The organism is Pedobacter steynii, from assembly GCF_001721645.1.
GTDB classification, from domain to species: domain Bacteria; phylum Bacteroidota; class Bacteroidia; order Sphingobacteriales; family Sphingobacteriaceae; genus Pedobacter; species Pedobacter steynii_A.
In genome coordinates this window covers 2696344-2717330 of record NZ_CP017141.1, presented here as the reverse complement: position 1 = coordinate 2717330, position 20987 = coordinate 2696344, and the positions used below count along the sequence as shown (strand labels likewise).

The following is a 20987-nucleotide window of genomic DNA, read 5'->3' as shown; positions in this document are numbered from 1 at the left end:
TTGTTAGGCGCCTTTGAACCAGGGCGCCTTTTTTATAGCTTCAACTTTTTAAACAATCAGACAACGAATGAAAACAACAGTACTTATCGGTTTAGCCGCATCATTTTGCTTTAGCTTTACCGCCCAGGCACAGCTCAGGAGACTAAGTCAACAGCAAACCCTTGGTGGTCAGCCTTCATTAACAAAGCCAATGAACATGCTGAACGGCTGGAGCGATGACAACCATTACATAGAAATGGATCAGGCAGAACGTAAATTATATGCCGTCGACCTCAACACTGGCGAAAGAACACCTTACACCCCACCTCCGAAAAGCAATGTCAATGCTTTTTTAAAAGACAATGATGTTTTTATTCAATATGGTAAAGAAGCAGCAAAACAATTAACCAGTACTAAAGACGAAGAAAAAAATCCGACCCTTTCTCCGGATGGAAAATATATTGCTTTCACCCGTAATAATGATCTTTATGCAGTAGATGTAGCCACCGGCCAGGAAGTCAGATACACCAATGACGGTACTGATGTCATTTATAACGGTTGGTCATCATGGGTATATTTTGAAGAGATCTTAGGACGTCCCACGCAATATAAAGCCTTCTGGTGGGCACCGGATAGCAAACGTATTGCTTTTATGCGTTTCGATGACACCAAAGTTCCGATGTTCCCGATCAACGGATCCACCGGACAACATGGTTATACTGAAAAAACACGTTATCCTAAGGCCGGCGACCCGAACCCTGAAGTAAGGGTAGGTTTTGTACCGGTAACAGGTGGTACGGTAACATGGGCTGATTTTAACGAAAAAGATGATCAGTATTTTGGTACTCCTTACTGGAGTTATGATGGCAGCAGCTTAATGGTACAATGGATGAACCGTGGCCAGGATAACTTAAAATTCTTCTCTGTTAACCCGGCTACAGGAAGTAAAAAAGAGATCTACGATGAGAAACAGTCATCCTGGGTTGACCTGGATTATGATGGCCGTATCGAATACCTTCAGGATAAAAAACACTATATCCTTAAAAGTGATAAAACCGGATGGGCACATTTCTACCTGTATACCTTAGATGGAAAACTAATCAATCCAATTACCAGTGGCAAATGGCAGGTGACTGACCTTGAACATGTGGATGAGAAAAATAAAGTCATTTATTTTACCGCCCGTAAAGAAGCCTCTACAAGAAAAGATTTTTATCGCGTAAACTATAATGGAAAAAGCCTGAAACGCCTTACTTTTGGTGATTACACCCATCAGGTACAAATATCGCCGAACGGGAAGTACTTCATTACCACCTATTCCAATGTATCTACTCCGCAAAAAAGAACCCTGTTAGACAATACCGGTAAAATTATTAAAGAGCTTGGCGACAGTAAATCAGCTGATTTCGCTCAATATAATTTTGGAAAAACGGAAATGATTACCATTCCTACAGACGACGGTTATCAGTTACCGGCAGTGATTACCTACCCTACTGATTTTGATCAGAACAAAAAATATCCGGTAATTATGAGCATCTATGGCGGTCCTAATGCCGGTACAGTAACCAATACCTGGAAAGGGACAGCCAGCCAATGGTGGGCAAATGAAGGTATCATTCAGATTGCGGTAGATCATCGTGCATCCGGACAATTCGGAAAAGAAGGTGTTGCCCTGATGCACCGCAACCTGGGCAAATGGGAGATGAAAGATTATACCACTGCTGCCAGATGGTTAAAAGCAAAATCGTGGGTAGACAACAAGAAACTATTAATCACCGGACATAGCTATGGTGGTTATATGACCTGTATGGCGCTGACAATGGGTGCTGATGATTTTGATTTCGGGATTGCAGGTGCACCGGTTACCAGCTGGGAATTGTACGACAGTCATTATACAGAACGTTTCATGGACACTCCACAGGAAAATCCTGAAGGTTATAAAAACGGATCTGTATTGACTTATGTAGACAAATACAAAGGTTTATTGCGCATCATGCATGGCGACATGGACGACAACGTACATATGCAAAACACCATTCAGCTGATTGACAAATTACAGAATGCAAATAAACATTTTGAACTGATGATTTACCCTGGAGGAAGACATGGTTGGGGCGGCGTAAAAACACCACATGATAAAGCAGAAAGAATTCGCTTTTATTATGACCATTTACTAAATAAACCTGTTCCGGCAGATCTGTTAAATTAATCTATCTTTTCTCTCCTCGGTTGAAGGAGAGATATCTTTATAAAGCCCTGAATTGGAGAATATTTCAAATTTCAGGGCTTTTTTCAATTGTTTTGTAGTTCGTTTCTCCTCGGGACCACAAAAACTGATAAGCCCTTAAAAATTCAGATTCTCCGAGAGTTTTTTTGAAGATTCTTTTAAGTAACTTCGTATATAGTACCATCTAAAAAGCAAATGGATCTTAAAAAACTATATTCTGAATATCAGAAATTGGATGAAAACTGTCTGTTCAGTGCAAATTCCTTTTTTGATAGATTGCCCCGTTCAACGTGGAAATCGAAATTAGAAATCCATAATATTATCAATGAATCAATAACCCATGAAGACAAAGTTCAATTACGCTTTGCTTTAAACATTGCTTATAAAGATGGAATTGATAACAGTTATACAAAACTCATAGCCAGATTGCTTGTTGCAACTTGGCATGACGAACACGAAGATTTAGTAAATACTATCTATTTAAGCAATTTAAATGATGACATTTTTACAGATTCTTTATATAAAATCGCTACAGATCCAGGCCTTTACAGAAAGTATGACGATGAAACGGAGTCGACATTGAGAAAATGTATTCATGCGCTAAAAATGATCAATTCCGCAAGCGCTAATGTTTACATAGCAAAGTTGAAAAATACTAAAAATAGCAATATCGATATGGTACTTTCAATGTACAACAAGTAAATATATTGGTGTGATCTCTTTGATGGAGGTGAATGTAGTGTTTTGGTGAACCTAGAGACTTATATTTGACGATAATGAAAAAAACGCTTCTCTATTCAACTTGTTTTCTGGCGAGCATTCTTAGTTCATGTATGTCATTTGAGGAAGAAAAACTGACAGAGGAAAGTTTCGTATATCTGAACCGACAAATTACGCCTAATGGAAAATTCTATATTTATGATTACTCCATTTGGGGGCCTATGGCCTGGAGCCTGGAGACAAGAGGGACGGTTTTATTAGGAAAGGATAAGCCTTTCGATCCAGGTGCTGCTGAGGTAATAGACGGATCAGTAGCTAAATGGATATCTTATGATTCGTTACTTGTTTACAGCTATAAGAAAGGAGCAAAAGCTAAGGATACACTTCCTTTAAATGTCTCGTATAAGAAATATGATGGATTAATCATAAAGACTGAAACTTACGCTCCTGGCGGAGGAGGTGCCGGATACCTGAGTTGCGACTCTGTTGAGTTCGGCAAGCTTTACATCAGGCTTCATGGTGTAAATCAGCCTAAAAAAACGGTAACTTATCCCCTAGGACCAATTTCAGTAACAATCATAAACGGTTTGGTCGAAAAAATTCATGTTGAACGATTCTCTAAGTATAATGAATACGTTTCTGATCCACTTGCAACTGGATTGGAAGCAGACAATTACACTTATACACTCACTAAACCTATTAACGCTAAACTTTTTGATCGACCGGGGATATACATAGATGTAAAATCTAAGCTCTTCAAATAAAATCAGCACAGATTTTTTTAAAACAAATGATAATACAAGAGCAAATCAGTTCGATCAAGCCTAACAATATATAACTAAATAATTTGGTCGAATTGAAAGGCTAAATCATCTCTTTAAGCCTATTTTGAAAAAAAATCCTTCAGGTTAAGCAATCCGGTTGATTTAACAATTTGTTAATACTGCAAGCCTAATTTTAAAGGGTGAAAAAAGCAACTTCAAACCCGGTTTCAGGAATCATCTTTTGGCTGTTCCTCTACAGCAGTTTAAATCCCCTTATAGCCACTGCACAGGAAGACCTTAAACCTAACTCTCCTCTGATAGATAACCTGATTCATCAGGCACCGGATACTGCCTTCTTAAAAATTAAACAAGCCTTAAAAGAAGCCTTAAAAAAGGAAGATTTCATTTCCGCAGCACTTTGTGACCAGCAAATCGGGGAATTGTTTTATTATCAGGGTGCCTACTCCCAGGCCATCAGTTATTATTATAAAGCAGATAAGATTTTCAGACAGGAGAACGACAGGACAAACCTGGCTAAAAACCTGCATAAGATTGGGGAAACCTATTATTATGCCCGGCAATATCAGGTATCGATGGAAAAATTTCAGGAAGCTTTACATCTTTTTCAACAGTCCGGCGACCGCAATGGCATAGCCAGGTCCTATGGCCTGATCGGGCAGACCTATGAGAAAAGACTGGATTATCAGAATGCCATGAAGTTCCAGCAGCTTGCTTTAAAAGCCTATCAAAAAGATAAAGATCAGACAGGGATTGCCAAAATCTATGAAAACATTGGTAGCATTTACGAAGATCAGCGCCTCGAAGAGGGGGAGCTTCAATTGGATTCCGCGCTTAAATACTACACCCTGGCGTTAGAAGGAAACAAGTCGCAGAAAAATGATCGTGCCCAGATTGAAATCATCAATAATATCGGGGATGTATACCGCAAAACCGGACGCTATACTGAAGCCCTGGTTTACACCAGAAAAGCAGAAAATCTGGCCAGGCGCATGAATGACCAATACCAGCTCAGCAGTGCCTACCGGGATCTTTCCAAAAATTTTGACCTGATGAAAAGGTACGACAGCGCCTATCACTACAGTGAACTTGGGAGGAACATCTTCCTGAAAATCTTTACCGAAGACAACAACAAGCAGCTTGCCCTCCTGCAAACTTTATTCGAGATACAACAGAAAGACGATGCCATTCTTCAGTTTGAAAATGAGAAAGATGCCAATCGCATTATCGTAATTGCCGCCATAGTCATTATCGTCCTCCTCATTTCTCTCGCAGCGAGTACCATCAGTCGTCAAAGGTTAAAGATTAAGAACGAACAAAAGACAAACGAGCAGAATAACAGACTACATGAAACCCAAAAAACAGCGATCAAGGATGCCCTGGAATTAAAAAGCAAAGAGCTGACCAGCAACACCCTTCACATCATTCAAAGTAATCAATTTCTGGAAAGCCTCAGATCACAGATTGAGGAAATGGTGAAAGAAGATAAGAGGGACCAGAAAAAGCAATTGCAACAACTCGTACAGCGGATCAATCAAAGCATCAGTCACGATCAGCATTGGAAAGATTTTACCGGAATGTTCGAACAGATCCACCAGACTTTTTTTGATCACCTGAAAGCACACTGCGATGAACTTACGGCAAATGACATTCGATTGGTAGCGCTGATCAAAATGAATTTAAGTGCCAAAGATATGGCGGTTCTTTTCGGCATTTCACAGGATAGTTTGCGGGTGGCACGCTATAGATTAAGGAAGAAACTGAACCTGCCTCAAGGAGAAAACCTCAGTACTTTTATTCAGAATTTATAAGCCTTTTTTCCAAATCCCCTCCAGTTAACAATTGGATAACATTACGCTAACCAAATGGTAATGGCGTTTTTTGTTACTTACAAAGCACTAAAAATCAATCAATTAAACAAATCATGTTCACGCTGTACGCGTTCTGTATACCCTTCCTGTAACGCTGTATACATTTTGTTCACGGCAATAATTTCGGAGCTGATTTTTCAGTTCCCAAATTTGGTCAACGTTAGCAAACACAAACCAGCAACAACAAATTAATCAACAAAATGAAGACACTATTACCCGTTCTTTTTTGCCTATTATTTAGCATTACCGCAGCCCGGGCCACCAGCCTGAAGGGCTATGTTTACGACCAGAAAACGGGGGAAGCATTGGTAGGCGCATCTGTTCTTCTGGAAAAGACAGACCGTGCCGTCTTAACCGGACTTGATGGATCATTTGAGATCAAGCATCCCCCTGCCGGGAGTTTCACAATAAAAGTCTCTTACCTGATGTATAAGACCTTTACTAAAAACATCACCATTCTCAAAGAAGACAATCCGGTGGTTAAGATTTATTTATCCGAAACAAAAGATGCCGAGTTACATGAGGTGATGATCTCTGCTAAAAACGACGGATCAGCAGAAAAAACAGCCAGGAGAATTGAACAGAGATCCCCACAGCTGGTTAATGTGGTTTCCGGCAGAGCGATGGAAGTCTCTCCCGACCTGACCGTTGCCAATGTCATTCAGCGTGTTTCCGGTGTATCAGTAGAAAGAAGCAGTAGTGGAGATGGTCAGTATGCTATTCTTCGTGGAATGGACAAACGGTATAACTATACCCTGGTAAATGGCGTAAAGATTCCAAGCCCGGATAATAAATATCGTTATGTACCTCTGGATATCTTTCCTTCTGAATTACTGGAACGACTGGAAGTCTACAAAACACTCAACTCCAATATGGAGGCTGATGCTGTTGGTGGAGCCATCAACATGGTGATGAAGGATGCCCCGGATAAATTGCAAGTAAAAGTAAACCTGGCCACAAGTTATAGCCAGCTGTTGATGGATAGAGGTTTTACCAGTTTTAACAACAATTCCATCAACTATAGATCTCCCTATGAAATAAATGGGAAAGATTATAAAGCCACACAACTCGATTTTCCAAAAGGAACAATAGATTACCGTTCAAAACATCCCGGACCCGGTCTTGTAGGCGGACTATCCATTGGCAGGCGTTTTCTTGACAACAGACTAGGTGTACTCCTCGCCGGAAGTTATCAAAATACTTATCGAGGAAGTAACAGTACTTTTTACAACTCCTCCAATGTGGATACCGATCCATTTGCCACCATTACCACCAAAGAAGATCGTCAGTATTCCGAGCAGCAGCAACGTTATGGCACTCATGCCAAACTTGATTATAGCTTTAACCCACAACATAAATTAAGTTTATACAGTGCTTATGTCAACCTGCAAAGTACACAACTCCGGGATTCTAAAGAGACTGACTTTTCTTCCGGTTATAACCAGGAACTCGGGAATGCCAAATTAAATTACGAAACCCGTTCCCGCTTTACGGAACAGCAGATTTTCAACACGACCCTTCATGGTGATCATCAGCTCGTTCCGGAACAACTGAAACTCAGCTGGTCTGCGGTATATTCTTCTGCAAAAAATGACGTTCCTGATCAGAGCACGATCAATATCCTTGGAATAAGAGAAAACTTTTCAGAACGAAAAACAGTGATACAGTCGATCGGAGATGTATATACCCGTCGCTGGGAACGCAATACGGAAGAGGATAAAGCGGGTTACCTGGACCTGACTTATACCCTACCTGTTACCGGGGTTAAAATAGATTTCAGTGCAGGAGGTTTATACCGCGACAAACAGCGCAGCAGTTTTTATAATAACTATACCCTGACCCCTGTTTCCCAAAATCTGGAATACGGTAAAGATTTCAGCAATTACGGCGACATTTCCTGGATCGTAAAAAACCCGGGCGGAGCAGTAAACAATCCGCTGACTTATGATGCATCAGAAAAAATCAGCGCCGGATATGGAATGTTTAAACTGAATGCCGGGGCTTTTGAAGCGATCGGTGGCTTACGCATAGAACATACCGATCAGGGTTACCGCATGTTGTTTCCTGCCGGAGAACTTCGTCCATCAGGAAAACAGGTATATACTGACTACCTGCCCAGCATGAACTTAAAGTATAAACTCAATCAAAAAGAACAGCTCCGTGCCTCTTATTTCAGGTCATTAAACCGCCCCGGTTTTTATGAGTTGATTCCCGGTGGAGGAAACAGAGAAGAATATAAAGAAAGAGGAAATCCGGATCTGAAAAGGGCGCTGGCCGACAACTTTGATTTGCGCTATGAGTTGTTTCCTAATGGAACAGACCAACTGATGGTAGGTGCATTCTATAAAAACATACAGCATCCTATAGAATACACTTTTCAGGCCGATGCTACGCGTGGACAGGACACCTATTATGTACCTGGAAATTTCGGAACGGCAAAAAATTACGGACTCGAGCTGGATTACATCAAGTTCTTCCATCAGTTTGGTATTAAAGCCAATTATACCTATACACATTCCAGGATTACCACCACCAAAAGCTACCGGATCAGGGATACCAACGGCGATCTTCAGTCGCTGAGCACCAACCAAAGCCGGCCTTTGTTTGGGCAATCGGCACATATTGCCAATATCTCCCTGCTTTACAAAGACAGTAAAAAAGGCTGGGATGCCCAATTGGCGGCCTCTTATACCGGAGAAAGGATCAATACCATTTCTCAGTTCTTAGACAATGACCTTTGGCAAAAAGGGTTTATCCAGATGGATGCTTCTGCAGAAAAGAAATTCAGAAACAACCTGAGTGTATTTATTAAAGCCGGAAACCTGTTAAATACCCCGCTAAAATTATTTATAAAAGGGACAAACGAGAAAAATGCACAAACTACCGCTCAGGAATTTGATGGCAATACCCTCATCCGCAACGATTATTACAAACAAAACTATTTACTAGGTCTTCGCTATAAACTATAAAAGACATGAAAGCAATACAACTATTTATCTGCCTGGCCTTAACCGCAGCAGTCTTCACAGGATGTAAGAAAGCCAACAGCGATGTAGATCCCGATACCGGTAATGGAACCATTTCCGGCGAAGCCTCAGGCGTATGGAAAAAGGGAAGTACTCAGCTGATTAAAGGGGATATTATTGTTCCTGAAGGACAATCCCTGACTATTGAAGAAGGAGTAACCGTGATCATGGATACTATTGCAAAACCAGAAATCATTATAAAAGGAAATCTTTATGCTCAGGGAACTGCAGAATTCCCTATCCGTTTTACCGTAGCAGAAGGTGCCAGAACCAAGGAATTTGGCCGGTTATGGGGAGGTATTCTGGCCGCCCCGAGCTGTCAGGAGCTCTTGCTGGACCATACGATTATTGAATATGCCGGGGCCACGACCTCAGACGCTTCCACTTCTGTAAAGCAAAATCTGTACAAAGGTGTGAGTGGAGAGAACCTTCCTGCACTCTGGTTTGCCAATGTCAATGGAAAACTAGTGGTCACCAATAGTATTTTTAGAAACCTGCAGGAAGACTGCACCTATATTGACGGAGGAAAAATCATCTTTTCCAATAACAAATTCTACACCACCGGCGTTTCCGGAGGGGAAGCCATTAACCTGAAATCAGGATGTGTGGCAGACGTAGCCTATAACCTGATCTATAGTGCAAATACCAATGCTTTAAAACTCTCCAATAGCGGCGACCGTACTCCTCAAGCCTATGTGGTGGTTTACAACAATACCATGGTCAATACCGGATGGCGCCGGCCAACTGCTAAAGGAGGTTCCATATGGGTGGAAGCAACCGTTCGCGTTGAGGTGTTTAACAACCTGTTTGCCAATACACGTTTTGGGGTGAAAAGAGACACCAAAAAAGTCGAAGACAAAAGATCGCTATTCGGAAACAACTATTATTATGGCTACAATCAGGCCACGGCAGATCAGTTTCAGCCTTCTGCAGACATCATCGCAGGTGTTAACGACATCATTGGCAAGACTGCAGGGCAGAATGATCCTAAATTTGTAAATTACCCTTTAAACACGCCTGTTAATAACGCAACGTTTAATACAAGCTGGGATTTTCATTTACAGCCAGGATCAGCCGCATTGGGTAAAGGAAAAACAGATGTCAAACCTCATTATGCCCTTAACGGTCTGGTGATGAATGGAGTCAGTTATACTTCTCCGGCAGCAGCCAGCTATATCGGTGCTTTTGGCACCAACTAATCATTTTTCAGAAACAATTATAAAGATATTTTAATGAACAAACCGAGCTTAACCCTTAGTCTTTCTGCCTTATTGCTTACTTTAAATATTTCCTGTTCAACCGTCCAGAAAGATCCTTTAGCGGTGAAACCCTTATACACTTCAGATCCCGTTCAGTTCGACACCGATGATCCTGCAATCTGGGTAAACCCTACCGATCCGGCCCAATCTTTGGTTATTGGTACCGACAAAGATGAAAATGGGGGATTATATGTATACGACCTTAAAGGAAAGGCCATCAAAGAAAAAACCGTAAAAGGTTTGAAAAGACCTAACAATGTAGACATTGCTTATGGGTTGTTTCTGGCTGGTAAAAAAACAGACATCGCTGTGGCGACAGAACGAATGACCCACAAGCTCCGCATCTTTTCCTTACCGGATATGAAGCCAATCGACAACGGGGGAATTCCGGTTTTCGAAGGAGAAGAAAAAGAGCTTTACAGAGACCTGATGGGCATTGCCTTATACACAACACCAAAAGGAGAGATTTACGCCATTGTGGGGCGCAAAACCGGCCCTGCAGACGGATACTTATGGCAATACCTTCTGGAGGATGATGGCAGCGGCAAGTTGAAAGCCAGCCTGAAAAGGAAATTTGGTAAATACAGCGGAAAGAAAGAAATTGAATCCATTGCGGTAGACAATGAGCTGGGCTATGTCTATTATTCTGATGAGCAGTTTGGTGTAAGGAAATATTATGCCGATCCGGCCAAAGGAAATGAAGAACTGGCTTTATTCGCCAAGACAGGATTTAAAGAAGACAATGAGGGGATCAGTATATACAAAACCTCCCCAACCACTGGTTATATCCTGGTGTCAGATCAGGCAGCAAACCATTTCCAGGTATTTAGCCGTGAAGGAGAATCAGGTCCGCATGACCACGTTTTAATAACCAGTATTCCGGTTTCTACCAATAACAGTGATGGTTCAGATATTTATTCGGGTCCTTTAAATGCTGATTTTAAGCATGGGTTGTTTGTGGCGATGAGCGATGATAAGACCTTTCAGTTTTACCGCTGGGAAGATCTTGCTGGTAAGACCTTATCCATCAATAAATGATAGCCGAATATCATCATATTTTTAAAATCGCAAAAGCCCCGGTTAAGGAGCTTTTGCGGTACTAAAAGTTTAAATAATGGTTAAGCTTATAAATCCATCAGATTACGAAATCTGACTGAATCATTTTATTTATAGGCATACAATGCGATACCTTCATTTACATAGGAACCATCTGCCAGAGATGGGGAGTTCTGTGTCACATATACATGATCTCCATATCTTTGGGAATTATAAACATAAACAGGGACAGCTCCTGTTGTAGGTTTTGTAAATGCATAGAATGCAATACCTTCATTTTTGTAAGAGCCATCTCCAATAGAAGGAGAATTCTCCGGTGTCAGGTAATGATCACCATATTTTTGGGAATTATAAATATAAATAGGGACAGCTCCTGTAGTTGCTTTTGAAAAAGCATAAAATACAGGTCCTTCATTCAGATAGGAACCATCTCCTGTAGAAGGCTGATTCACTGTCATAAAATAATGATCACCATATCTTTGAGAAAAATAAGAATAAACAGGAACTTCACCTATCTCTGCAATTTGATGTTCTTTTATGTATTTTTCCACTGCAACCTTAACACTTGCCTTTTTCACAGGGTCAGCTATAAAATCATAAAGAAAGGCCGCTTTTCCTACTGAAACTAACGCTGCATTTTTCGCATCAATACTCTGTTGCCATCCGGCGATATTTACAGCCTGTGAAGTATTTCCATCTTTATCTAATGCGAGACTTTCTCCTGAATTGGATCCTCCGTAGTATCTACCTGTATAATTCCTCTCACGGGTTTCCATGGCCACCTGAGTCATCTCTTCTTTTGTCTTACCCGCTGTTATATTAATACCAACTATTTTTAAGATATTAGCTCCAAAACCTATTTTTACATCTGAAGTTCTTTTCTGCATATCAGTTTCATTTTTAACAATGCCACTATAAGTAAATCTTAATCGTCCTCCTTTGGTGATGTCCAACAGCACATGGGTACCGTATCTCTTCACCAAATCGTCCGCAGTATGACTAGCTACATTAGCTTTAAATTCCGGGGTTAAATAATTCATCAATAACGCCGTGCTGACATCTCCGGTAAATCTCAGTTTTTTTACATTCCGGTATAGCTCATAAGTTGCGTATGAATATTTACTGGAATAAGTTTTTATATTTTGATCCGAAGTATTTTTCACAAAGCTTCCTGTAAAAGTCAGGTTCTTGTCAGCTCCTGTACTTGTTCCGGTGCCAGTGCCGGTGCCGGTGCCAGTGCCGGTTGGTGCAGCTTTCTCTGCCCCTGCCACTGTGACATTCCCGTTACTGTCGAATGAGGTCTTATTGTGGATGTCAATTGTGTAATCTAAAGCCGATGCCCCGCCGTAGTATTGCCCACCACCATCCGATGTATACGAGATGTTAATTTTAGCATCGATCCTATCAAGAAAGTCTTGCTCAAACTTTTTCATATCGAATATAGAAACATCAGAAAGACTGCCTCTTTCATCTAATAAATCGGCAGTAACATCTAATCCAAAGCCTAACAAGTCCCACTTTTCATCACCTGCAAAAAGGTTGCTGTTTTTTTTTGTGATCACATTAGCACCAGATTGTAGCGTTTCGCTTTTTTTACATCCATTTAAGAGGGCTAAGAAAGCCACAGCTAAACAGATCATTTTTGATTGTTTTTTCATTTGTGATATTAAATTTTAAGATAATTTATTTTTTTCAACTGGATTCAGCTGACAGGAAAGAGGTTTCAACTAAATCGGGTAAATAAGAGGGGTGCATTCCATTTTTTGAAAATGGATTAATTCTTATGGTAAACAGTTTAAAATATTTGATGTAGTGCTTTCTGAATGTCAATTTATTTTCACCGGTCATTTATCATGCAAGATAATCCACCAAATCTAGCCATTTTACATTTAACTTTCATTAAATTAAAATGAACAACGGCATAGATTTATTAAAAAAACACAACATGATTAAATATTTCAGACAATTATTAGCCTAAATAACAGACATATCACCCCTATTTATTAATTTATTTCACCAGTCAATTTCTTTTTCCTCAGCAGCTTTCTTTTTTCCCGCCTGGCCTGCCTGGCTTCGCGATCCAGTTTCATCTGCTCAAAACGGGCAATCTGTGTTTTAATCTTTTGTTGTTTTGCTTCAGTTACCCCCACACTATGTTTGATTCCCTGCAGGAGCGTTCTCCAGATAAAATGAAAGAATGAACCATTCTTTTTGCGCAATTCGTAAATAGGTGCAGTAATCAGAATTCCATTGCTATCCGGATTATTAGGGTTAAGAATAATGGCATTGGCAAGGAAAGACATCCAGCCCTGGCGTACCAGACGGTCTTCTCCTTCTTCCTTTTTCAACAGGTTTACAGAAAGGTCATTGTATTCGAATTTCATCAGGCCCTTAGCCGTACGATCGTTTGCATCTATCTTAAATTCGAGCTTCTTCACCTCTCCACTTTTCACTTCTACCATCCCTAACGGCTTAGTAATCCGGTTTAGGCTCCGCCCTTCCAGGTGACCTAAAAGTCCTGTATACGAGAAGGCGCCATCGTTGGCATTCAGGTCGAACTTAAAATTCACATCCAGTTTTCCTTTGCCCATCATATAACTCGTTAAGCTGGCGGTCATGAATGGATTTTTTTCTTTGTACTTGGGCATATTGGTTACATTGTTAAAACTACCCGAGGTATTTTCGAAGCTGATCGTTCCTTTCTGCCGGCTATCGCGGTCAAATACAGAGTAACTGATATTTATATTATTCAGATTGAGTTTATTGATGTTGAGCCTCGCTTTTATCTTCTGCAATAACTGATGAGGGTACCTTCCTATTCGCTCCGTCTCTGTTTTAGGGAGGGAGTTGTCATTAAACACTGCTACAGATCCGTTGGCAATGTTCATTTCTTTGGCAAAAAATTCTTGTTTAAGAATGTATAATGGCAGGTTGATTCCGTCCAGGCTAATATCGCTCATTTGAATCTCGTACCTGTCCTTGGAATAGCCAAGGAGCTGGCCAAACCTCATTTCATCATACCTTGGCAGCAACATAAAACTTTTGATGTTCAGCTTGCCTGATGCTGCAGAAAAATCCAGCTGATGAAGGTTGAGGTGATACAGGCTATCCGGCGTAGCATAGGTATAATTGTTTAGATTGATTTTCACATCCTTCAATAAATACAGGCGGCTTTTGTCTGTTGCAGAATGCGGGTCAATCAGGTAATCTTTCAGGGTAATGTTCAGGTTTTTTACGGAATCTACTTCCGGCTCTGCTTTGTTGTTGTTGATGTATTTAAACCTGACATTGTTAAAATCAATCGTGTGGATGCTAAATTCTTTCAGGTAAGCAGAGATATAATCGTATGGAGACTGATTGGGTCTCGGTGGTTTGTCTTCATTGAAGTCAAATTGTTTATTGACCATCACCACATTTGGGTTATCCAGACGAAGCTGAGTGATATTTAACTTACGGTGACGCAGGAATCTGAAGAGGTGAAAATTTCTGATTCCCAGTTTTTCCAGCTCTATATAATAGATGTTGTTAGGTGCTTTTTTTAAGGCAATCAGTTTTTTAAAAACCTGGGTATCGGGAATGACTTTCACTTCAGTTAACGATGCATTTGCAGTCAGCAAATTAATCCTGATGGAAGAAAACTCTATATGGTACAGGCTATCCGTAGACTTTAAGACCAGCTCTTTTATCTGTTCTTTTATTAAGGGTTTGAATTTATTGGCAAAATATCTTGACGTCAGGCTGATGCCCAGCACCAGGATCAGTATGATGGCCCCTGTCCATATCAGTATCTTCTTTCTTTTTCCGGATTTTTCAATCATAGGCCATATGAGGATATTCTAAGATACTTTTTTTTCCTTCTTCTTTTCCTTTCGTTCTATTCTTTTCTCCTGACGTTCCTTTTTCTTATCCTTAATAGCCTCCATTGCTTTTTCCGGAGTTTTTACCGGTACAATACCCAGTCCTGCTGTTTCACGCATCCCTATAAATACACCTTTCCAAAGCAGGTTAAAAAATGAGGCTGCAGGAGATCGCTGGAAGGTCACGTTGGCGGTTCTTGGACTTTCTCCTTTTGAGGGATTTGCATCCTTAATGAGCAGGCTATTGGCCAGGAAAGATAGCAACCCTTTTTTCTTTGGGGCTTCACCATCCTCACCTTCCTTAAGCAGTTTCAATTTAAGGTCGGTATAATAGAAATGTACTTCTCCCGAGGATCCGAATTTATTACCACTGATGTTAAAATCAGCCTTCTGCATTTTTCCGCTTTCAATTTCGATCAGCCCAAGTGGTTTTGACACTGGATTAAGCTCCTTCAGATCCAGGGATTCAACTTCACCTGAATACTTAAACGCCCCTTTATTATCGGTCAGATTAAAATCCATCCGAAGGTCTATTTTTGCCTTTTTCATCACCCTTGCGTTCAACTTAGCAATGGCATGGTTGTTTTTAACCAGACTGAGTGAGTCGTTGGTCACATTGGTAATCGTCCCATTCAGGTTCTGAAAATAAATGGTTCCTCTTTTCTGACTAATGGGATTGTATTCCGTATAAGCAACATCGACATCATTTAGCCTGATCTGATCTATAGTTGAGGGTAGTGGCAGTCTTCTCAGCGCAAGATGAGGGAAATTATCTCCTTTATTTACATTCGGATCTGCAGACATCTCCCTGTTTAAAAATATACCTACTTTGGCCGGGCCCAGTTTCAATAATTTCGCATGAAATTCCTCCTCTTCATTTAGGCGAAGAAAGTCTACCCCCTGGAAAGTGATCTGACTAAAATTAAGGTCATATCGGTCTTTTCCGTATTTATACATACGGCTAAATGGCAGATCAGCATGTAAAGGAATCATTTTAAGACCCAGAATCCGCAGCGTCTTTCCCCTAGCAGAACCGGAGATGGTATCTGCCTTTATCTGATACATCTTATCCTTAGACTGATATCCGCTAAGTTCAAAAGTGATATCTTTTGTATAATAAAAACGGGTGGTATCAAATTGGGACAAAGAATCGATGAGCAGGTCCCTGATATTCAGATTCAGCTTTTTTATACGATTTAAAGGCTTTGAGGTCTCTCCTTTAACGTAATCGAAATCTGCATTTACAATCCTGATCGCATCAACCCGAATGGATTTTATTTTTCCGGAAAGGAGCTGAAATAAGCTGACATCAGGTTTGATGCTATCCTTTCTTTTATTCACCCGATAATGAATCATGTTGATTGAAGGCTGATTGAGGACGATGCTACTGATGTCAATTTTTTTATTGAAATAGGCGTTCAGAAGAGCAATATGGTTGATTTGAAGTTTCTTTACTTTAACCTGAAACAGGTGAGCAGGAGCAAGTTTAAGGGTTTTCAATCTCGAAAACACTGCAGTATCCGGGCTCAGCTGGGCTTCATCAACAGAGGCTGTACCGGTAAGTATATTTAAATGAATATCTTTAAAATCGATCTGATACAAACCTTGCGATCCATTCTTTACCTCCTTTTTGATCTTCTCTGAAAGAATGGGTTTCCACCTGCTATAAAGATAATATCCTGATCCAATACCAATTAAAAGCAGTCCTCCTAAAATTCCTGCAATCCATTTCCACCATTGTGTTTTTACCGATTTCCTTTGTACCATAAGCTGCAGATTGATTAAACATCCTGCAATATCAAGGCCACAATCAATATTTAGAGCTCACTGGCTTTATATCTTCGGGCATCGACATCTATAGCATAGAAATATCCCTGGGCATTTCCTGATATATTTCCTGTTGCATTTACAGGAACACCGGAAAAAAGCCCACTCCAATCTGTCTCCATGAATACATCGTACAAATATTTTGCGTAGCGTTCAGAAAGCGAGAGCTTATAAATCGTAATATAATCGTCTTTGTTCAGCTTAAAAGTCCTTTTCAGGTTATTAAGTGGATAAAGTGAATTTGGTGAACCAAGGTAATGCGTATAACTATAATATTTAGACTGGTCGAATTTACCGGGGTTCCATAAAGGGATATCCTGGTAGGAGATCATCCATTTATTGGGATTCAGATAGCCAAATGTATGTTTGGGTATTGTTCCGCTATACATTCCGTCCGGGCCCACTTTCGTAGATAAGGGGAGAAAATCGTCGACAATATTGACCACCTGCCTCAGGGTATCCACTGCAACATAAGTCTTATTGTTGTATTTGATGGTCAGGGTATATGCCCCGTTATAATTGGATTCGCTTCTGATCAGACCGGTATAAATTCCCGGCACTGCAGATTCCTTAAATAAGATGTCAGACTTTCCGTCATTTACACTGACTTCAGCGTTTGAAATTGGCGCCGGGGTCTGGTCAGCACGCAAAGCTGGTTTGGAAAGCCGTATATATTGCGTAGGTAATCGTGTATTAATCCCACCTTCCACAGAAAGGTCATACTGACGTTTTGGGACCAGAAACTGATCATCCAGGGATTTCTTACAGCCTGCAAGTCCCAGTAAAAGAAACACAATTAATAAGCGATAGTTGTTCATACTAAATCTTAAAACTGTAAGCGATCCAGGGATAAAAACCAAGACCATATTCGATACTACTCTTTTTTGTTTCAAATGAAGAAGAATTCAGGTGATAATACAAGGGATTCTTCCGGTTATAAAGATTGTAAGTTCCTACAGAGATCGTACTGAGAACTTTTCGTTTTCCGAAGACCCGGGTCCGGAACTGGTATTGTGCAGAGAGGTCAAGGCGACTAAAGTCTGGGAATCTCGACGTATTTCTGTCCTCAAAGATAGGAACATTTAACCCATCATGCTGATAATAACCAACAGGAAGTGTCAATGGCCTGCCGGTGGAATAAGTAAAGAAGCCCTGAAAAGACCATTGCCTGGTCAGGTCATATCTTGCCGTGATTTTCAGCTCATGAGGAATGTCATAGTTTGCGATAAACCTGTTTCCGGAATTAATATCAGCGATTTTACGAAAAACCCTGGAATAGCTATATGCGATGGTTCCCGTGAATTTCCCTTCTGTTTTGGTCAGCTCCAGCTCCAATCCATAAGCATTTGACTTGCCTGCTCTCAGCTGACTCCTCACTTCCGGATTTTTGATGATCTGTGCATGGTCAATCAGGTCGAGCTGATGGTCCAGATATTTATAATAGGCACTTAAAGAAAGTACATAATTTGTTGGCGAATAGCGGTAGCCCAGGGAAAAATAATCAGAATGCTGTGGTTTAATTTTCTTTGAAGCCGGAATCCATGGCTCAAGAGAAGAAAATGCCAATGTACTGTTCTGAATTAATTGAAGGTACTGGTAATTGCGGTTATAAGTAAAGAAAATCCGGTCTTTTGCACCTGGCAGGTAACTGAGGTTGATACGGGGCTCCGGATTAATGAACACTTTCACTTCGTTTAGATTCAGTCGGTTTCCCTGTGGGTCAAATACATTATTTCGTTCCTGACTATTCTTAAAAAGTCCCATACGCAGGCCATAGCTCAGTTCGAAGGACTTGTTCAGGGTAATTTGTTGCGCATAATAAATCGCTGCTTCCAAAGATTTATCGCGAGGAATATTAAATTCATCGTTTGGGGATTTACGGATTTCACCTGGATTAAACAGATGATAAATCCCTGACACTCCAAACTTGATCTGATTGACCGGGCTGTGGTAATAAGTATAATCTGCCTTTAGTGTAAAATCCCTGACGCCAGTATTCCATTGCGTTTTTTGAGAAAGCGTGTCCGCGTTCAGATCCAGAAGATTGCGGTAATCGCTATAAATTAAAGAGACGTTCTGAAAGATTCTTGAATTAAAGATGTGGTTCCAGCGGAGCGTTGAAGTCAGGTTTCCCCAATTGTTAGTATACGAATTTTCGGATACCAGGTTATCCTGACCAGCATAAACAGAATAGAAGACGCTATTATTTTTATCCAGCTTATAGTTGGCTTTAGCATTGATGTCATAATAGACAGAATATGGGCTAAATAATTTGAAGCGGTTATGAAAAACATCCAGCAAGCTCCTTCTAAAGGCGACGATAAAAGATCCTTTTTCCTTTACGATCGGTCCCTCTGCAGCAAGCCTTGCCGACATCAGACTCAATCCACCACTAAGATGGTATTCCTTATTGTTGCCTTCTGCCATTCTGTTGACCACTACAGAAGAAAGCCTTCCTCCAAAATTCGCTGGCATATAATCTCTGTAGATCTGGACATTGTTCACCACATCAGGGTTAAATACAGAGACCAGTCCATATAAATGTGAAGGGTTATAGACTATTGCCTCGTCCAGCATCACCAGATTCTGGTCTGTATTTCCTCCTCTGACAAATAACCCTGAGCTTCCCTCCGACATAGATTTGATTCCGTTCTGCATTTGCAATCTTTTCACTACATCGGTCTCTCCTGCGTAATAAGTCGTATTATTAAGCTGTTTAACGCCAAAATTCTGCTCGTTTAATAAAATGGGATTGGGAGCTATTGCGGACTGTCTGATCTCCACTTCTTCCAGGCGATTTGTTTTCTGACGGAGCTCAATTTCCATTTCCACATTCCCCTCTAAACGCGTATTTTCTTCTTTTGTCTGATAACCTGTATGAGAGATCTGTATCTGGTAATTCCCTTCGGGAACGGAAATGGCATAAAAGCCATATTGATTGGTATTGATCCCTACGCCCAGTTCCGGCAGATATATGGTGGCTCCGATCAGTTCTTCTCCGCTGGCATGATCCCTTATGTGTCCACGGATGGTCCATATTTTTGGTTTAGCGGCCGGGGCAATTACAATATCGTATCCAATCAGCTTAAAATCCAGCCTTGTTCCGAAGAGCACCTTTTCCAAAATACTCCTCAATGGGGTTTTAGAAAAATGAAAAGGGCCTGTTTGTACATTGCGCAACTGATCCGGGTCATAGGCAAAGCTGCAGTTCGCTTTTGACTCGAGCAGGTTGAGCACCTCGATCAAGGAATTGGCAGGGATATGAATACTCAGCGGATTATCCAGTACATTTTTAGTCTGGGCACACAACCTGATGCTGCCGGTAAAAAAAAGGAGAATAAAAAGGCAGTAAAGCCGCCTGTATGAAGTCATTAATTGTCGGATAAGATATAAGTGTCCTGCGATTTTCTCACTTTACATTGCAAAGATGCAGAAATAACCGCAAGGGCGCTATCCAAGGTTTCATATTTCAGGCTGGCGGTTAATTTTCTTATTTTAAGGTCTTCTCCTTTTATGTCGATCCTGGAGTTGTACGCTTTTTCCAGCTGATCAACTACCTGGGTTAAAGGAAATGCCGTAAAAACAAAGCTTTTATCTATCCATGCCTTATAATTAAGGTCCGGGTTATTTTCAGCAATCAATTTTTTTGTCAGCGGATTATAGAGCCCTAGTTTTCCAGGTGTTAAAAGCACTTCTATATTTGTGCTGCGCTGACGCAGGGCAACTTCACCATCTTCAACAATTACTGCTATTTTATGATCCGATTTGTGAATGTTAAAACGGGTACCAATATCCTTTGCTTCCAGTTCTCCCATGTCCACCCTGAATCCGGAATGATCATCTTTTGCCACATTTATGAAAACTTCCCCTTTCAGTAGTTCCAGTTTACGGTCTGTTTTAAAGTTCCGTTTGTTATAGCTGATGGTGGTTGCTGCATTCAATTTTACTTCTGTTCCGTCTGGAAGTACCACCTTGGTTAAAGTAGTTTGCTGGTCAGTACTAATGACCACATCACTGCTCCTCCAAACAAAATAATATCCCAGGCTACAGGTTACAAGCAATAATGCAGCTATTTTAAGCCAGAAATAATGTTGTTTTTCTTCTTTCAATAAAACGAGTTCTTCCAGAACAGGTGCTTCTTCTATTTTTTTATCAAGAGATTCCCATGAACGTTGGGCATCAATATCCAGACGCACCACCAATTTATCAAGATTCACCTGAACATGCAGAAATTCCTGATAGGTTTTTTCATTGACCGGATCTGTTGCTCTCCACTGTTTCAACAACTCCTTATTTGCCGGTGTTATGTTATTGTCCAGATCGTCTATGATCAGTCCAAAAATAATTTCTTCATTTGTTTCAAAATTCTCCATTGTAAAGGTG

Annotated in this window: 13 protein-coding genes; 7 read left to right on the top strand and 6 right to left on the bottom strand. The window is 40.6% G+C overall.

Translation table 11 applies throughout. From position 1 onward, the window contains the following. The first annotated feature begins 67 nt into the window (after nt 1-67). From BFS30_RS11275 to BFS30_RS11245, 7 genes are all read left to right on the top strand, one after another. Nucleotides 68-2188, top strand: a complete 2121-nt coding sequence (locus BFS30_RS11275; protein ID WP_069379388.1) for a S9 family peptidase — start codon at nt 68-70, stop codon at nt 2186-2188. Between the two features lie 213 nt (nt 2189-2401). Then, nucleotides 2402-2908, top strand: coding sequence for a hypothetical protein (locus tag BFS30_RS11270; RefSeq protein WP_069379387.1), 507 nt, complete (start codon nt 2402-2404; stop codon nt 2906-2908). Between the two features lie 74 nt (nt 2909-2982). After that, the gene (locus BFS30_RS11265) at nt 2983-3690 is read left to right on the top strand and encodes a hypothetical protein (protein WP_157262906.1); all 708 of its coding nucleotides are present in this window, start codon (nt 2983-2985) and stop codon (nt 3688-3690) included. Between the two features lie 200 nt (nt 3691-3890). Next, complete coding sequence (locus tag BFS30_RS11260) at nt 3891-5519, top strand: tetratricopeptide repeat protein (RefSeq protein ID WP_069379385.1); 1629 nt, start codon at nt 3891-3893, stop codon at nt 5517-5519. A gap of 260 nt (nt 5520-5779) precedes the next feature. Further along, complete coding sequence (locus BFS30_RS11255; RefSeq protein WP_069379384.1) at nt 5780-8548, top strand: TonB-dependent receptor; 2769 nt, start codon at nt 5780-5782, stop codon at nt 8546-8548. A gap of 5 nt (nt 8549-8553) precedes the next feature. After that, nucleotides 8554-9804 (top strand): right-handed parallel beta-helix repeat-containing protein, encoded by a 1251-nt coding sequence (locus BFS30_RS11250; protein WP_069379383.1) that lies wholly within the window; start codon nt 8554-8556, stop codon nt 9802-9804. Between the two features lie 33 nt (nt 9805-9837). Continuing rightward, on the top strand, nt 9838-10902 hold the full coding sequence (locus BFS30_RS11245; RefSeq protein ID WP_069379382.1) for a phytase: 1065 nt from the start codon (nt 9838-9840) through the stop codon (nt 10900-10902). A 125-nt stretch (nt 10903-11027) separates the two neighbouring features. Here the strand turns inward: BFS30_RS11245 and BFS30_RS11240 are convergent, their stop codons facing one another. The 6 genes from BFS30_RS11240 to BFS30_RS11215 all read right to left on the bottom strand — a co-directional run bounded on the left by BFS30_RS11240 (nt 11028) and on the right by BFS30_RS11215 (nt 20977). Beyond that, entirely contained in the window at nt 11028-12578 is a 1551-nt protein-coding gene (locus BFS30_RS11240; RefSeq protein WP_069379381.1) for an MAC/perforin domain-containing protein, read from the bottom strand. Nucleotides 12579-12923: 345 nt separating this feature from the next. Further along, nucleotides 12924-14738, bottom strand: a complete 1815-nt coding sequence (locus BFS30_RS11235) for a hypothetical protein (protein ID WP_069379380.1) — start codon at nt 14736-14738, stop codon at nt 12924-12926. An 18-nt stretch (nt 14739-14756) separates the two neighbouring features. Continuing rightward, nucleotides 14757-16544, bottom strand: a complete 1788-nt coding sequence (locus tag BFS30_RS11230) for a DUF748 domain-containing protein (protein ID WP_069379379.1) — start codon at nt 16542-16544, stop codon at nt 14757-14759. A 50-nt stretch (nt 16545-16594) separates the two neighbouring features. Next, nucleotides 16595-17422 (bottom strand): DUF4249 family protein, encoded by an 828-nt coding sequence (locus BFS30_RS11225; RefSeq protein ID WP_069379378.1) that lies wholly within the window; start codon nt 17420-17422, stop codon nt 16595-16597. Nucleotide 17423: 1 nt separating this feature from the next. Then, entirely contained in the window at nt 17424-19976 is a 2553-nt protein-coding gene (locus BFS30_RS11220) for a TonB-dependent receptor (RefSeq protein ID WP_083252016.1), read from the bottom strand. Then, nucleotides 19976-20977, bottom strand: coding sequence for a FecR family protein (locus BFS30_RS11215; RefSeq protein WP_069379377.1), 1002 nt, complete (start codon nt 20975-20977; stop codon nt 19976-19978). Before BFS30_RS11215 ends, BFS30_RS11220 begins: the two co-directional genes overlap by 1 nt. Nucleotides 20978-20987 lie beyond the last annotated feature (10 nt).